Source organism: Pseudomonas sp. NPDC078700 (genome assembly GCF_044542375.1).
Lineage (GTDB): Bacteria > Pseudomonadota > Gammaproteobacteria > Pseudomonadales > Pseudomonadaceae > Aquipseudomonas.
In genome coordinates, this window is sequence record NZ_JBITUI010000001.1 from 879553 (window position 1) to 893621 (window position 14069).

Sequence of the window (14069 nt, forward strand, 5' to 3'; positions counted from 1 at the left end):
CTCCGCGAGCAATTCGGCGGCTAACCCGCTCGGCGTAACAACCAGCCGCCGGCAATTGCACAAATACCCGCAGGCACCAGCACTGCCAGCAACGGCGAGAAGCCGAATACCAAACTCGACGGCCCGAGCAGGTCTTGAGCGATCTGGAACACAAACCCCACCAGCACCCCGGTAAACACCCGCTGCCCGAGCGTTACCGAACGCAGCGGGCCAAAGATGAACGAGATGGCCATCAACACCAGCGCCGCGGTGACTATGGGTTGCAAAACCTTGGTCCAGAATGCCAACCAGTATTGGCTGTTGTTCAACCCCTGATCAGCCAGGTAGTCGGCATAGCGCCACAACCCAGAAATAGACAGCGCGCCAGGTTCAAGTACAACAGTGCTCAACAACTGCGGGTTAAGCTCAACATCCCAGCGCTCGCTCGGCGCAGTCACCACCTCGGTGCTACGTTCTTTGAAATGGGTCGTGGTCACCCCTTCAAGCTGCCAGTGGTCGTCCTGGAACTGCGCCTTACGGGAAAAGCTCGAAGACAGCAGATGGCGCTCTTTATCGAACTGATAACGGGTGACGCCAAAGAGCACACCATTAGGCTGCACGGCGTTGATATGCACAAACTCTTCGCCCTGACGGTGCCAGAGGCCGCGCTTGGAGCTCTGCGCGTCCCCTGCCCCTTGCGCCATGGCGCGGTCGGCTTGGGCCAGGTTCTCAGTCCAGGGAGCCAGGTATTCACCAATAAGGATGCCCGCGAACATCAGCACCAGCATTGGCTTCATCACTGCCCAGACAATACGCCGTATGGACACCCCGGCTGCGCGCATGATGGTCAGTTCGCTGTTGCTGGCCAAAGTCCCCAAACCAATCAAGCAACCAATCAGTGCAGCCATCGGCAGCATTTCATAGGTGCGCCGAGGGGCGGTCAGGAAGACATACCAAGCGGCATCAAGCAGGCCATATTTATCATCGACATCGCCCAGTTCATCGATAAAGGCAAACAACAACGCCAAGGCGACAATAATCCCCAACACACTGAGGATGCCGAAAAAAACCTGCTTGCCGATGTAGCGATCGAGCTTAACCATGGGCAATCTCCTGCACACTGCGACGAGATGCCCACTTCAGGCGTATCGGTTCCCAATAAAGCATTAGCAAGCCTATCGCAATAAACACCACATGCACCCACCACAAGCCAAGCCCGAAAGGTATCCGCTCCTTGTCCAGCGCACCCCGTGCGGCAATCAGGATCGACAGATAGCCCATGTACAGCAAGATGGCCGGGAGCAATTTGAGGAAGCGGCCCTGGCGTGGATTGACTCGTGACAGCGGTACAGCCATCAGGGTCACCACAAACACCAGGATTGGCAGCGATATACGCCACTGCAGCTCTGACTTGTAGCGCGGGTTATCGCTGCCAATCAACTCGCTCGTTGGCAACGCTTCACGCTCGCTGACATCGGCACTGACTTCAGGCTTGGGCAGCAGTACGCCGTACTCGTCGTACTTAATCGCACGGTAATCGGCCTGCCCCGGATTACCGTCATAGCGATAGCCATTCTCCAGAATCAGATAGCGACTGCCATCTTCCTGAATTTCCTGACGCCCGGTGTCGGCAACCAGCACGGTAATGCCGCGCTCTTTATCGCCCTCACTTGAGAGACGCTTCTCGGAAATAAAGATCCCGCCAAGCTCGCTGCGATCATTGGTCAGCTTTTCGGTGTAGGTCACTCGCGTGCCTTCGCCCATCGACTGAAAGCGCCCGGGCACCAAGGTATCAAACTCGGTCAATGCGTCTTGTTGATTAAGAATCTGCGCAACCTGCGCCACGCCTTGTGGCGCCAAGCCGAAGCTCAGCCAAGCCACCAACAGCGCGACCAGCGTGGCTGGAGCCAAGGAATACATCATCAGCCGCTGTTGGCTCATGCCCGTGGCAGAAAGCACTGTCATCTCGCTGTCGAGGTACATGCGCCCATAGGCCAGGAGAAAACCCAAGAACAGCCCCAACGGCAGAATCAGCTGAAGAAAGCCGGGCAAACGAAAGCCCATGATCAAAAATAAAACACTCGGATCCAGCGCGCCTTGGGCAGCCTGAGCCAAATATTTGATAAAGCGCCCGCTCATGATGATCACCAAAAGCACTGCACTTACAGCACTCATCGTAGTCAACACTTCGCGGGATAAATAACGGAAGACGATCAAACCAGACACTCCAGGGTTGTCAGGCTCAGGTGGCTAAGCTCAAACTAGCCACACTGTTTGCCAATTCGCCCAACAGGCGAACCACTAAATTAATTGTCGCCATTATCCAGCAATACCGACCCGTTGTCTTGAGGACACCATTCCATGGAATTTATTGTCAAAAGCGCTCGTCCGGAAACACTGAAAACTGCCACATTGGTTATCGCTGTCGGCGAAGGCCGCAAGCTCGGCGAAATCGCCAAATCCATTGATACCGCTAGCTCAGGGGCTATCAGCGCCTTGCTCAAGAGCGGCGACCTTGCCGGTAAAGTCGGCCAAACACTGTTGGCACACAACGTCGCTAATATTAAAGCAGACCGCGTTTTGTTGGTCGGTTGCGGCAAAGAAGCCGAACTCTCTGACCGTCAATTGCGCAAATTGATCGCCTCAGTTCACGCTGTTTTGAAAAATTTGGGTGGCAGCGATGCGGTATTAGCCCTCAGCGAACTCAAGGTCAAGGGTCGCGCTGCCTACGCCAAAGCGCGTTTGATGGTTGAAACCTTAGCTGATGGCCAATACTGCTTCGATCAGTTCAAGAGCCAGAAAGCCACGGCCAGCACGCTGAAAAAAATTACACTGCTGACAGACAAGGCCGACCTTGCCGAAACTGAACGCGCTTGCCTGCACGCCAAAGCCATCACCACAGGCATGGCATTCACCAAAGACCTTGGCAACATGCCGCCAAACATTTGCCATCCGACCTACCTGGCCGAACAAGCCAAGGACTTGGGCAAGGCTTATAAAGGCCTAAAAGTCGAAATCCTCGACGAGAAAAAACTCAAGACGCTCGGTGCCGGTGCATTCCTGGCTGTGGGTCAAGGCAGCGAACAGCCGCCACGCATGATCGTAATGAACTACCAGGGCGGCAAAAAAACCGACAAACCATTTGTACTGGTCGGCAAAGGCATTACCTTTGATACCGGCGGCATCAGCATCAAGCCAGCGGCCGGCATGGATGAGATGAAATATGACATGGGCGGCGCGGCCAGCGTATTCGGCACCCTCAAAGCGGTGCTTGAGCTGCAACTGCCAATCAACCTGGTGTGCTTGCTGGCCTGCGCCGAAAACATGCCCAGCGGCAGTGCAGCGCGTCCAGGTGATATCGTGACCACCATGAGTGGGCAAACGGTTGAGATCCTCAACACCGACGCCGAAGGCCGTCTGGTGCTGTGCGACACCCTGACCTACGCTGAGCGCTTCAAGCCACAAGCAGTAATCGACATCGCAACCTTAACCGGTGCCTGCATTGTGGCCCTGGGTTCACACACCTCTGGCCTGCTCGGCAACAATGATGAACTGGTGCAGCAAATTCTGACGGCTGGCCAGCAAGCCGATGACCGTGCGTGGCAATTGCCGCTGTTTGATGAATACCAAGAGCAGCTGGACAGCCCATTCGCCGACATCGCCAATATTGGCGGCCCCAAAGCCGGCACCATCACTGCAGCCTGCTTCCTGTCGCGCTTCACCAAGAAGTACAACTGGGCTCACTTGGACGTCGCAGGCACTGCCTGGGTGAGCGGCGGCAAGGACAAAGGCGCATCCGGTCGTCCAGTACCCCTGCTGACTCAGTACCTATTGGACCGTGCTAAGGCGTAAGCTACGCACATAAGCAATGGGTCGCGGCTACGCGGCCCACGCTTTAAATCACCGTTTGATAAAACCTGCACTGATGGACCCATGAGCCGAATCGAATTTTACGTCCTGGCAACCGACCGCCCCGCAGACCGCGTTCGCGCTGCGTGTCAGTTAGCGATGAAAGCCTGGCGCCATGGTCTACCGGTGTTTGTGCGCGGGGCCGATGCAGCCCAATGCACAGAACTGGATGAGCAGATGTGGCTGTTCAAAAAGGACTGCTTCATCCCGCACAACCAACACAGTGAAGCCCCCCATGCGCCTGTAGTCATTGGAATCGATGAGGAACCAAGCGCCAAGCAAGGTGTTCTGATCAACCTGAACATTGCGATTTCACCCCATGTTGAGCGTTTCAGCCGGGTGATCGAAATCGTCAATCAACAACCTGACTTACTGACCGTTTGCCGGGAAAATTTCCGTAGCTACCGCCAGCGTGGCTATGATCCAAAACGAGTTGAACTGTAGTTAGATGAATGGATACGCCTAAACCACATCAAAAATCGGCACACCTGCTCGACGACTTAGAGTCGATTCGCGAGCTGCTGGGCGACGAAACGAGTGCATACGATCTTGACTCAATAGACCCGGACTCGATCCCGCTGCTTTCGGATATTGTCGAACAGGCGCCCCAGCCAGCCGCTGAGCCAGCCCCGGCACCTGCTATTGCGCCAACCCTGCCCGACGACAGCACCCGCAGCGCCGATCATGCCCTGCGTGAGACCGTGCGCCAGTCAATTGGCCGCGACAGTGAAATCAATCGCCTCGATACCGAGCTGCGCAATGCGGCGCAGTTAATTCTGCAAGATGTGATTGATGACTTCGTCCCGCAGATTGAGGCAGAGCTGAAATCACGCCTTGAAGCGCGCCTAAGCCGTCTATTACCACCACGCCGCCCCTAACGCCCATCTCAAACAACCTAAAACTGGCAAATCGAGCCGGTTTTAGGCCATCGGTTCACACCGCGTATCTGCAAGCATCAGCTTGCACTTACGCCACACGCCCCTTCCCCGCTATACTTGTCGGCTTTTCCGATCAGCCGTCAAAAGGGTCCCGCCGCGCATGGACAAGACCTACCAGCCGCACGCCATTGAAACCAGCCTGTACCAGAACTGGGAAGCGAACAACTACTTCGCCCCACAAGGTTCGGGTCAGCCGTACACCATCATGATTCCGCCGCCGAATGTCACCGGCAGCCTGCACATGGGCCATGGTTTCAACAACTCAATCATGGATGCGCTGATTCGTTTCCGCCGCATGCAAGGCCGCAATACCCTGTGGCAACCGGGCACCGACCACGCGGGCATTGCCACGCAAATGGTGGTTGAGCGCCAACTGGCCGCCGAAGGCGTTAGCCGTCACGATTTGGGCCGCGACAAATTCCTCGACAAAGTCTGGGAATGGAAAGAACAATCCGGCGGCACCATTACCCGTCAGATCCGCCGTCTCGGCTCCTCGGTTGACTGGTCGCGCGAGCGCTTCACCATGGACGATGGCCTGTCTGATGCGGTGAAGGAAGCCTTTGTGCGCCTGCACGCTGATGGTTTGATCTATCGCGGCAAGCGTTTGGTCAACTGGGACACCAAATTCCACACCGCTATTTCCGACCTCGAAGTGGAAAACCACGATGAGAAAGGTCACCTGTGGAACCTGCGTTACCCCCTGGCCGATGGTAAAACCACCGCTGAAGGCAATGCCTTTCTGATCGTCGCCACCACACGCCCAGAAACCATGCTCGGCGATGCGGCCGTGGCTGTGCACCCAGAAGATGAGCGCTACAAGTCGCTGATCGGCAGCTTTGTTGAGCTGCCGCTGGTCGGCCGTCGTATTCCGATCATTGCTGACGATTACTGCGATCCAGAATTCGGCACGGGCTGTGTGAAAATCACCCCGGCGCACGACTTTAACGACTACGAAGTCGGCAAGCGCCACAACCTGACGCTGCTCAACATCTTCGACAAGAACGCTGCTGTACTGCCTAGCGCGCAAGCCTTCAATGTCGATGGCAGCGTCAATTCGGATATCGATACCAGCCTGCCTGCGCAATATGCCGGTCTTGATCGCTTCGAGGCGCGTAAGCAAATCGTTGCCGACTTCGATGCGGCCGGTTTGCTGGTCAGCGTCGATGACCACGCCCTGAAAGTGCCAAAAGGCGACCGTTCCGGCACCGTCATCGAGCCCTGGCTGACCGATCAGTGGTACGTATCGACCAAATCCTTGGCCGAGCCTGCAATTGCCGCCGTTGAAGACGGCCGCATTCAATTTGTGCCTAAGCAATACGAAAATATGTACTTCAGTTGGATGCGTGACATCCAAGACTGGTGCATCAGCCGTCAGCTATGGTGGGGCCACCGCATCCCGGCGTGGTATGACGATGCGGGCAATGTCTACGTCGGCCGCAACGAAGCCGAAGTGCGCAGCGAAAACAATCTGGGCGCGGACGTGGCCCTGCGCCAAGACGAAGACGTGCTCGACACCTGGTTCAGCTCGGGCTTGTGGACATTCTCGACCCTCGGCTGGCCGCAGCAGACTGAATTCCTCAAGACCTTCCACCCGACCGATGTGCTGGTCACTGGCTTCGATATCATTTTCTTCTGGGTTGCCCGGATGATCATGCTCACCATGCACTTGGTGAAAGATGAAGACGGCACCCCACAAGTCCCGTTCAAGACCGTTTATGTGCATGGTCTGGTTCGCGATGGTCAGGGCCAGAAGATGTCCAAGTCCAAGGGCAACGTGCTTGACCCGCTGGACATCGTTGATGGCATCGACCTGGAAAGCCTGCTGACCAAACGTACCAGCGGCATGATGCAGCCCAAACTTGCCGAGAAAATCGCCAAGCAGACCCGCTCTGAGTTCCCAGAAGGTATCGCGGCTTACGGCACCGACGCCCTGCGCTTCACCAACTTGTCGCTGGCTTCCACTGGCCGCGATATCAAGTTCGACATGGGCCGGGTTGAGGGTTACCGCAACTTCTGCAACAAGATCTGGAACGCCGCCAACTTCGTTATCGAAAACACCGATGGCCAAGACACCGGCATCAACGGTGAGGCGGTTGAGTTGTCCTCGGTTGACCGCTGGATCATCTCGCAGCTGCAACGCACAGAGGCTGATGTAACCCGCCACCTCGATGCTTTCCGCTTCGACCTTGCAGCATCGGCCCTGTACGAGTTCATCTGGGACGAATACTGCGCGTGGTATCTGGAACTGGTTAAGCCAGTACTCTGGGACGAAAACGCGCCGATCGAGCGTCAGCGTGGCACACGTCGCACCCTGATCCGCGTTCTTGAAGTGGCGTTGCGCCTGGCGCACCCGTTCATGCCGTTTATCACCGAGGAAATCTGGCAGCGGATCAAAACTCAAGCGGGCGTGGCTGGTGACACCATCATGCTGCAAGCCTGGCCTGTGGCCAATGAGGAGCGTATCGATGCGGCCGCTGAGGGCGATATCGAGTGGGTTAAAGCCCTGATGCTCGGCCTGCGTCAGATCCGTGGCGAGATGAACATCTCCATGGCTAAGCGCATCGACATCATCCTCAAGAACGCCAGCAGCGAAGACCAGCGTCGCCTGCAAGACAACGCGCCATTGCTCAACAAACTGGCCAAGCTGGAATCGGTCAGCATTCTTGCGGCCGGTGAAGAGCCGCCATTGTCAGCCACCGCACTGGTCGGCGACATGGAAGTGTTGGTGCCAATGGCTGGTTTGATCGACAAAGCAGCTGAGCTGGGTCGCCTGGACAAGGAAATCCAGCGCCTTGAAGGTGAAGTCAAACGCGTGGGCGGCAAACTCGCTAACGCAGGTTTTGTCGACAAGGCACCACCTGAGGTGATCGAGAAAGAACGCGCCAAATTGGCAGAGGCCGAACAGGCACTCGGCAAGCTGGCTGAACAGCGCGCGCGTATCGCCTCGCTCTGACCCAGAAGCAACATCCAACAAGGCCCGCGACCGTCAAGGCGCGGGCCTTGTGGTTTTTTAAGCGCGACTCAATCTGGCCAATACGCTGCATTCAAACTCAGGATCCAAGCCAGCCTCACCTGCCCCAAGCAACTTTTGCTGATAAAACCCTTCCCATACCCGCAGTAAATCAGGCATCTTCTCCCCCGCATCAAGAGCTCTCGGCGTTTATACGCTGGTAAAAAGCCCAGGTTCTGTACCTATTTTCCGCATGAAGACCAGGCAATTGCCCCACGCAACAAGCTAAATTGCTTGCGCTGACGTGTCACAGCAAAGGCCTCACCTCTCCAGCGCCTGCACATTAATGAGCCGGCAGCAGAAGATGCCCTGTACCGGACCGAACTCTGGAATTCTGATCATGTATGTGTTGATTGCGTGTGTTTTTATTCTTGGCTATCTGTGTATCGCCTTTGAGCATCCACTGAAAATCGATAAAGCCGCATCGGCGCTATTGACCGCAGTCATCTGTTGGACCGTGCTAGTTATGGGCGCGGACACAATCCTGCCAGCCGTTACCAACATCAATGTGACGCACGGCGATAACTCGGGGTATGTGGTTCATCAACTGCGCGAGCATCTTGGCGAGATCTCCGAGATATTGTTCTTCTTGCTCGGCGCCATGGTGATTGTTGAGCTGATCGACGCCCACGAAGGCTTCAAAGCGGTCACCGACCACATCAAAACCAATAAGCGCGTCAACCTGCTGTGGCTCATTGGCCTGCTGACCTTTTTCCTCTCTGCGGCGCTCGATAACCTCACAACCACCATCGTTATGATTTCGCTACTGCGCAAATTGATTGATGACCCCAAAGACCGCTGGTTCTTTGCCGGTATCGTGGTAATTGCTGCAAACGCTGGCGGTGCCTGGTCTCCAATTGGCGACGTAACCACCACCATGCTCTGGATTGGCGGCCAGATCAGCGCCAGCAGCATCATTCTTAATCTGTTTCTCCCAAGCCTGGTGTGCTTGATGGTGCCGCTGATTTACCTGAGCTTCCGCTTGAAAGGGGAAGTCGAGCGCCCGCCTGAATACGAGTCGTTGGAAAGCCATCGCGACCCCACCACCCCCTTCGAGCGCAATCTGGTGCTCGGCGTCGGCCTAGGCTCGTTGCTGTTCGTGCCGGTCTTCAAGTCAGTCACCCACTTGCCGCCTTATATGGGCATTTTGTTCGGCCTGGGTGTGATGTGGGTGGTCACCGAGATCATTCACCGCGGCAAAAACTCGGAAGAAAAACACCCGTTGTCGGTGATTGGCGTACTGCGCTGTATCGACACCACCAGCGTACTGTTCTTTCTCGGCATCTTGCTGGCGGTATCGAGCCTTGCGACTGCCGGACACCTGACTCAAGTGGCCAGCGCCCTTAAAGAAAGTCTGGGCAACATTTACGCGATTAATATCGCCATTGGCTTGCTGTCATCGGTGGTCGATAACGTGCCGCTGGTAGCCGGTGCGATGAAAATGTACCCGCTGGTGAGCCCAGTGGCGATCGCCAGTGCTGGCAGCGATGTCAACTGGCTGCAGAGTTTTGTCATCAATGGCGACTTCTGGGAGTTGCTCGCTTACTGTGCAGGCACTGGCGGCAGTTGCTTGATTATCGGTTCGGCCGCAGGCGTTGCCGCGATGGGCATGGAGCGAATCAACTTTATCTGGTACCTGAAAACCATCAGCCTGCTGGCATTTTTAGGCTACATTGCCGGAGCCGCAACCTATATCGCGATCGCAACGCTTAGCTAAGGAACAGGCCATGGTTCAGGAGATCAGCAAAACTAAAAGCAGTTTTTACCGGCGCTTGTATGTCGCCTGGCTGATCGACACCGGCAGTGCGGCAAGTATTCCGGCGCTGATGGCGACAACCGGGATGCCCCGGCGCACAGCCCAAGACACGCTTAACGCACTGGCCGAACTGGATATCACCTGTGAGTTTGAGCAAGAGCCCGGCAGCCGCAACAATGCCGGGCATTATGTGATCCGTGACTGGGGCGCCATCGACAAAGGCTGGATTGACGCTAACATCCAGGTCCTCAAGCAAGCGCTCAATTATCCATAATCATCAAACAGGAAGTTTAATGAACGGACGCAAACGCATACTCTTGGTTGTTGTGGTGTTAATCGCGCTGTTTGCATTGTTCCAAGCCTTGGGCGTGCGCCAGCAGTTCAGTCTCGAAGCGGTGCAATCTGTCATCGCGATGCACAAGTTCGCTGGGGTGCTGCTATTCACCCTATTGTTTGCCCTTGGTAACCTGATCCAAATCCCCGGCTGGATATTTCTTGCCGCCGCTGTTTTAGCACTGGGGCGCCTCTGGGGCGGCGTGGCGACTTATATCGCAGCCTGTTTCTCCTGCATCTTTACCTATCTGAGTATTCGTTACATCGGCGGCAATGCCCTGCGCGAAATCGATAGCCGCTTAGCCAAACGCTTGCTCACAGGCCTGGATAAACATCCGCTACTGAGCATCATCGCCTTGCGCATGCTGATGCAAACACTTCCGGCGCTCAATTACACGCTGGCCTTGTCGGGCGTACGCATGCGCCATTATGTGCTAGGAACACTACTCGGCTTACCGCTGCCCATAGCGCTTTATTGCATCTTCTTCGACTACCTTGCCACGCTGCTACACATCACTTAATTCAGCTGAGCACTGGTCATTATCTGTTCAGTATGAATAATGCCTCGCTCACCATCTTGTTTACGGATTCCCATGTCACGCCCACCTACCCGCCCCGCTGCTAAAAAACCGTCCGCCCAGCAGCCGGCGACTGAAAAGGCTAATCAAGCCAAGGGCCAGGTGCATCCGCGTAACCGTCATCAAGGTCGCTATGACTTTCCAGCTCTGATTCTAGCCAGCCCTGAACTAGCAGCCTTCGTGGTTATTAATCCATACGGCAAAGAAAGCATCGACTTCGCCAACCCCGAAGCCGTCAAAGTGTTTAACCGCGCACTGCTCAAGCAGTTCTACGGAATTAAGCACTGGGATATTCCCGCCGATTACCTGTGCCCACCGATTCCAGGGCGTGCTGATTACGTGCACTACCTCGCTGACTTGCTGGCAAAAAGTAATGCAGGGCAAATACCCCGCGGCTCAAAGATCAAAGCGCTGGATATCGGCGTCGGCGCTAACTGTATTTATCCACTGCTTGGCCATTGCGAATACCAATGGCAATTTGTTGGTTCAGACATCGCTAGCAGCGCGATCGATTCGGCGCGGGCAATCATTGAAGCCAATCCGGGCCTCGGTACAGCCATTGAACTGCGCCAGCAAGCAGACAGCAGCCATATCTTCGACGGCCTGATTGCCAGCGATGATCGCTTCGATATCACCCTGTGCAATCCGCCGTTCCATGCGTCTGCAGAAGAGGCCACAAGTGGCAGCAAACGCAAATGGCGCAATTTGGGCAAAGTCGACCCCAAGCGCAAATTACCGGTGCTCAATTTTGGTGGCCAAGCCGCCGAACTATGGTGCAAAGGGGGTGAGGCGGCATTTGTCACCCGCTTGATCAACGAAAGCGTCAACCACGGCCAACAAGTGCTGTGGTTTAGCACGCTGATATCCAAGGCTGGGAATCTGGGTGGGGTTTACAGTGCCCTGAATAGAATTGGCGCGAAACAAGTGCGCACCGTGGAAATGGCTCAAGGGCAAAAACAAAGCCGCTTCGTTGCCTGGAGCTTTTTAACCAAGGAAGCCCAAGACCACTGGGTCAAGAGCCGCTGGCAGTAAGGCCTCTGCGGACGACGTTATAACGCCAGCGACATCAGGCATTGTTCTTTGCCCCAGGCGTCGAAACGCTCCAGTAGATGCCAGCCACGCTTGGCGTAATAGTCAGCCTTGTCATGCGTATGCAAATACAGGGTTTTGATTCCGCTATCTCGGGCATGGTTGCAAATACCCTCAATCAGCTGCGCCGCAAGTCCGCGCCCTCTTGCCTCGGGCGCGACCAATACACAGGCTAGCCAAGGCCCCAGCTCGGGCCGACTGGACAAGTCATCTTGAGCAAGGGCGGCGCTACCCAACAATTGATCACCGTCGGTTACCACCAAGGTCTTCCAACTGCCATCAAGTTGCCCAGCCGCAAACTCCTGCTGCCATTGAGCAAGACTTTGCCCGACATACTCATAGCTGAACTGCTGATACAAGCGCTGCGCCATGGTGTCGCTGTGATGCATTTGATTCTCGAGCCAGTCCATTCGCAGCATAAAGCGCTCTATTAGTTGATGAGGGCAACGCCCGATATATTGTATAGCGCCAAACAGTTACTTAGCCTCGTCTTTAGTTTGATGGTTGACTGCACCGATCGGCAGTAAAGCCTATCCACCCGCAAAAATTCCTTTTTAGCAAACTACATACTGCCGCTCATACTGACGACCTCATAAATCCCAGCAATCAGTAACTGAACGCCAATCACGGCCAGTATCAACCCCATTAATTGAGTAATGATTTTCAGACCGTTGCCGCCGATTATCTCCACCACACGCGCACTAAAAATAAAGCAAAAAAACGTGATCATCCCGAGCAATGCATACATCGAAATAGTCATGACTGCCCCCAACGAACCTTGGGAAGCCGAAAAATTCATCGCAGTTGCAATAGTGCCCGGGCCTACCAAAATAGGAACGGCAATGGGGCTTACTGCAATATCCGTATCCCCATCATCCTCGGCATGAGAGTGAGAGTTTTGCCCCTGCAGCATTTGATAACCCACGATGAAAACCAAGATTCCACCTGTAATACGCAAGGCGGGCAACGTAATACCCAGCAGGTGAAAGAGCGCTTTACCCAACAATGAAAAAAACACCACGACACCAAACGCAATCAGCGTTGATTTCATCGCGATCCGATAGCGTTCAGCTTTATCTGTTTTACGCGTCAAGCCAGCAAAAACCGCCGTATTGGGAACCGGATTGGTAATCGCAAAAAAACCGAGAAAAATAGTAATGAGCTGACCGTATATATCCATGTCCATGTCCATAGCGCTGCTCCTTAAAGGCGACCCTAAGTCGCCATGCCTCTCTGGCTAAGTTCAATTACTGCTGAGATTGAAAGCGAAAAACAGATCAGACTCCCCGCTTGTACCGCTGCGAGAACGGCTAGCGCCCATATTACAGTCGCGCCTCTTATGCATTCGTCGCAAATGCCAGCACCCCAACCGAAAGTTAGGTTTTTCGAGTAACCGTGCTGTCGAGCCGAGCTCTTAGCCAGAGCGAGAAACCTGTCCTAACACAGCTGAATCAGAGCAGGAAAGTCATCTTGAGCAAGGACAGCGCTACCCAGCAATTGACCACCATCGGTTACCACCAAGGTATTCCAGCTGCCATCAAGTTGCCCGGCAGCAAACTCCTGCTGCCACTGAGCAACACGTTGCCCGGCGTACTCGTAGCTGAACTGCTGATACAGCCAATGCGGCATGGTGTGGCTGTGATGCATTTGATTCTCTAACCAATCCAAACGCAGCATATAAACTCACTAGCCAAGACGATTGATCAAATGATTTTTCTATGGGCCGTCCGCCAATCGGTAGAATGCAGTGTTAGCACAAACGGTGCAAATGCCTCAGTAATACAGAGATGCAAACTCGCAACGAGAAACACTTGGGCTAATTCTCGCCAAATCAAGGAAAGCACATAACATTGACTGTCGAAGACTTGGTTAACCTAGCTATGAGCAACCCGATAAACGCGGAAATTTATTCACGCCTGCCATCGCTCAGGCTAAACCAATGCATGCTCACCGCGGGCTGTTTGTTTCAAGCTGTATGGAATAATCGCTCGAATCTACCGTCTACATGGGGCGTAAAAGACTACGATGTTTTTTACTTTGATTCGGACCTTTCATGGGAAGCAGAAAACGAAGTAATTCTTGAAGCCGCAGCGATCTTCCATGATTTACCCGTGAATATTGAAATCAAGAATCAGGCTCGCGTACACCTTTGGTACGAAGCAAAATTTAGCCGGGCTTATGCTCCACTTCTTTCTGCGAAAGAGGGTATTGATCGTTATTTAATTGCCGGAACATGCGTTGGGCTTGGAGCGGAAACCGGCGAAGTCTATGCGCCAAACGGTTTGAACGATATTGACCAAGGCCTACTGCGTATAAATCCGAAAGCCCCTCAACCAGGCCTTTTTGAGCGAAAAGCGGAAAGTTATCAAACTCGCTGGCCATGGCTCGAAATAATTGAATACTGACTAACCTACGCATTCATACAATGCTAGCGGTTGCCCCTGCCTCTAAAATTTATTCGCCATTAACTATTGTCC

14 protein-coding genes are annotated in these 14069 nt (G+C 54.5%); 9 read left to right on the top strand and 5 right to left on the bottom strand.

The genetic code is table 11. From position 1 onward, the window contains the following. Positions 1 to 20 precede the first annotated feature (20 nt). Both lptG and lptF read right to left on the bottom strand, forming a co-directional pair. The gene (lptG, locus tag ACIGCM_RS04300) at positions 21 to 1082 is read right to left on the bottom strand and encodes an LPS export ABC transporter permease LptG (RefSeq protein WP_397500774.1); all 1062 of its coding nucleotides are present in this window, start codon (positions 1080 to 1082) and stop codon (positions 21 to 23) included. Beyond that, on the bottom strand, positions 1075 to 2196 hold the full coding sequence (gene lptF / locus ACIGCM_RS04305; protein ID WP_397500775.1) for an LPS export ABC transporter permease LptF: 1122 nt from the start codon (positions 2194 to 2196) through the stop codon (positions 1075 to 1077). The genes lptG and lptF overlap by 8 nt, the downstream gene beginning before the upstream one ends. Positions 2197 to 2340: 144 nt before the next feature. On the opposite strand from lptF, the gene ACIGCM_RS04310 reads away from it, so the two are divergent. The 8 genes from ACIGCM_RS04310 (at position 2341) to rlmF (ending at position 11535) form a co-directional block, all read left to right on the top strand. Further along, positions 2341 to 3831: a leucyl aminopeptidase gene (locus ACIGCM_RS04310; RefSeq protein ID WP_397500776.1), complete on the top strand. Its 1491-nt coding sequence runs from the start codon at positions 2341 to 2343 to the stop codon at positions 3829 to 3831. Between the two features lie 81 nt (positions 3832 to 3912). Further along, complete coding sequence (locus tag ACIGCM_RS04315) at positions 3913 to 4332, top strand: DNA polymerase III subunit chi (RefSeq protein ID WP_397500777.1); 420 nt, start codon at positions 3913 to 3915, stop codon at positions 4330 to 4332. An 8-nt stretch (positions 4333 to 4340) separates the two neighbouring features. Continuing rightward, on the top strand, positions 4341 to 4766 hold the full coding sequence (locus ACIGCM_RS04320) for a DNA polymerase III subunit chi (RefSeq protein WP_397500778.1): 426 nt from the start codon (positions 4341 to 4343) through the stop codon (positions 4764 to 4766). Positions 4767 to 4926: 160 nt separating this feature from the next. Continuing rightward, positions 4927 to 7779: a valine--tRNA ligase gene (locus tag ACIGCM_RS04325; protein ID WP_397500779.1), complete on the top strand. Its 2853-nt coding sequence runs from the start codon at positions 4927 to 4929 to the stop codon at positions 7777 to 7779. Between the two features lie 397 nt (positions 7780 to 8176). After that, a complete protein-coding gene (gene nhaD, locus ACIGCM_RS04330) occupies positions 8177 to 9553 on the top strand; it encodes a sodium:proton antiporter NhaD (protein WP_397500780.1) in 1377 nt (458 codons plus the stop codon). A 10-nt stretch (positions 9554 to 9563) separates the two neighbouring features. Beyond that, on the top strand, positions 9564 to 9866 hold the full coding sequence (locus tag ACIGCM_RS04335) for a helix-turn-helix domain-containing protein (RefSeq protein ID WP_397500781.1): 303 nt from the start codon (positions 9564 to 9566) through the stop codon (positions 9864 to 9866). A 19-nt stretch (positions 9867 to 9885) separates the two neighbouring features. After that, on the top strand, positions 9886 to 10446 hold the full coding sequence (locus tag ACIGCM_RS04340) for a VTT domain-containing protein (RefSeq protein WP_397500782.1): 561 nt from the start codon (positions 9886 to 9888) through the stop codon (positions 10444 to 10446). Positions 10447 to 10518: 72 nt separating this feature from the next. Continuing rightward, the gene (rlmF, locus tag ACIGCM_RS04345) at positions 10519 to 11535 is read left to right on the top strand and encodes a 23S rRNA (adenine(1618)-N(6))-methyltransferase RlmF (protein ID WP_397500783.1); all 1017 of its coding nucleotides are present in this window, start codon (positions 10519 to 10521) and stop codon (positions 11533 to 11535) included. A 17-nt stretch (positions 11536 to 11552) separates the two neighbouring features. On the opposite strand, the gene ACIGCM_RS04350 is transcribed toward rlmF, so the two are convergent. The 3 genes from ACIGCM_RS04350 to ACIGCM_RS04360 all read right to left on the bottom strand — a co-directional run bounded on the left by ACIGCM_RS04350 (position 11553) and on the right by ACIGCM_RS04360 (position 13269). Then, a complete protein-coding gene (locus ACIGCM_RS04350) occupies positions 11553 to 12011 on the bottom strand; it encodes a GNAT family N-acetyltransferase (RefSeq protein ID WP_397500784.1) in 459 nt (152 codons plus the stop codon). 143 nt (positions 12012 to 12154) lie between these two features. Next, positions 12155 to 12784, bottom strand: coding sequence for a MarC family protein (locus ACIGCM_RS04355; protein ID WP_397500785.1), 630 nt, complete (start codon positions 12782 to 12784; stop codon positions 12155 to 12157). 245 nt (positions 12785 to 13029) lie between these two features. Beyond that, positions 13030 to 13269 (bottom strand): hypothetical protein, encoded by a 240-nt coding sequence (locus ACIGCM_RS04360; protein WP_397500786.1) that lies wholly within the window; start codon positions 13267 to 13269, stop codon positions 13030 to 13032. A 167-nt stretch (positions 13270 to 13436) separates the two neighbouring features. Here ACIGCM_RS04360 and ACIGCM_RS04365 point away from each other — a divergent pair, with 167 nt between their 5' ends. Beyond that, entirely contained in the window at positions 13437 to 13997 is a 561-nt protein-coding gene (locus ACIGCM_RS04365; RefSeq protein WP_397501110.1) for a nucleotidyltransferase family protein, read from the top strand. The last annotated feature ends 72 nt before the right edge of the window (positions 13998 to 14069 follow it).

What these genes read in the sequence shown, in the direction of transcription:
- lptG (WP_397500774.1), bottom strand. Translation starts at nt 1,082, where the DNA reads ATGGTTAAGCTCGATCGCTACATCGGCAAGCAGGTTTTTTTCGGCATC.
- ACIGCM_RS04310 (WP_397500776.1), top strand. Translation starts at nt 2,341, where the DNA reads ATGGAATTTATTGTCAAAAGCGCTCGTCCGGAAACACTGAAAACTGCC.
- ACIGCM_RS04315 (WP_397500777.1), top strand. Translation starts at nt 3,913, where the DNA reads ATGAGCCGAATCGAATTTTACGTCCTGGCAACCGACCGCCCCGCAGAC.
- ACIGCM_RS04320 (WP_397500778.1), top strand. Translation starts at nt 4,341, where the DNA reads ATGGATACGCCTAAACCACATCAAAAATCGGCACACCTGCTCGACGAC.
- ACIGCM_RS04325 (WP_397500779.1), top strand. Translation starts at nt 4,927, where the DNA reads ATGGACAAGACCTACCAGCCGCACGCCATTGAAACCAGCCTGTACCAG.
- nhaD (WP_397500780.1), top strand. Translation starts at nt 8,177, where the DNA reads ATGTATGTGTTGATTGCGTGTGTTTTTATTCTTGGCTATCTGTGTATC.
- ACIGCM_RS04335 (WP_397500781.1), top strand. Translation starts at nt 9,564, where the DNA reads ATGGTTCAGGAGATCAGCAAAACTAAAAGCAGTTTTTACCGGCGCTTG.
- ACIGCM_RS04340 (WP_397500782.1), top strand. Translation starts at nt 9,886, where the DNA reads ATGAACGGACGCAAACGCATACTCTTGGTTGTTGTGGTGTTAATCGCG.
- rlmF (WP_397500783.1), top strand. Translation starts at nt 10,519, where the DNA reads ATGTCACGCCCACCTACCCGCCCCGCTGCTAAAAAACCGTCCGCCCAG.
- ACIGCM_RS04350 (WP_397500784.1), bottom strand. Translation starts at nt 12,011, where the DNA reads ATGCTGCGAATGGACTGGCTCGAGAATCAAATGCATCACAGCGACACC.
- ACIGCM_RS04355 (WP_397500785.1), bottom strand. Translation starts at nt 12,784, where the DNA reads ATGGACATGGACATGGATATATACGGTCAGCTCATTACTATTTTTCTC.
- ACIGCM_RS04360 (WP_397500786.1), bottom strand. Translation starts at nt 13,269, where the DNA reads ATGCTGCGTTTGGATTGGTTAGAGAATCAAATGCATCACAGCCACACC.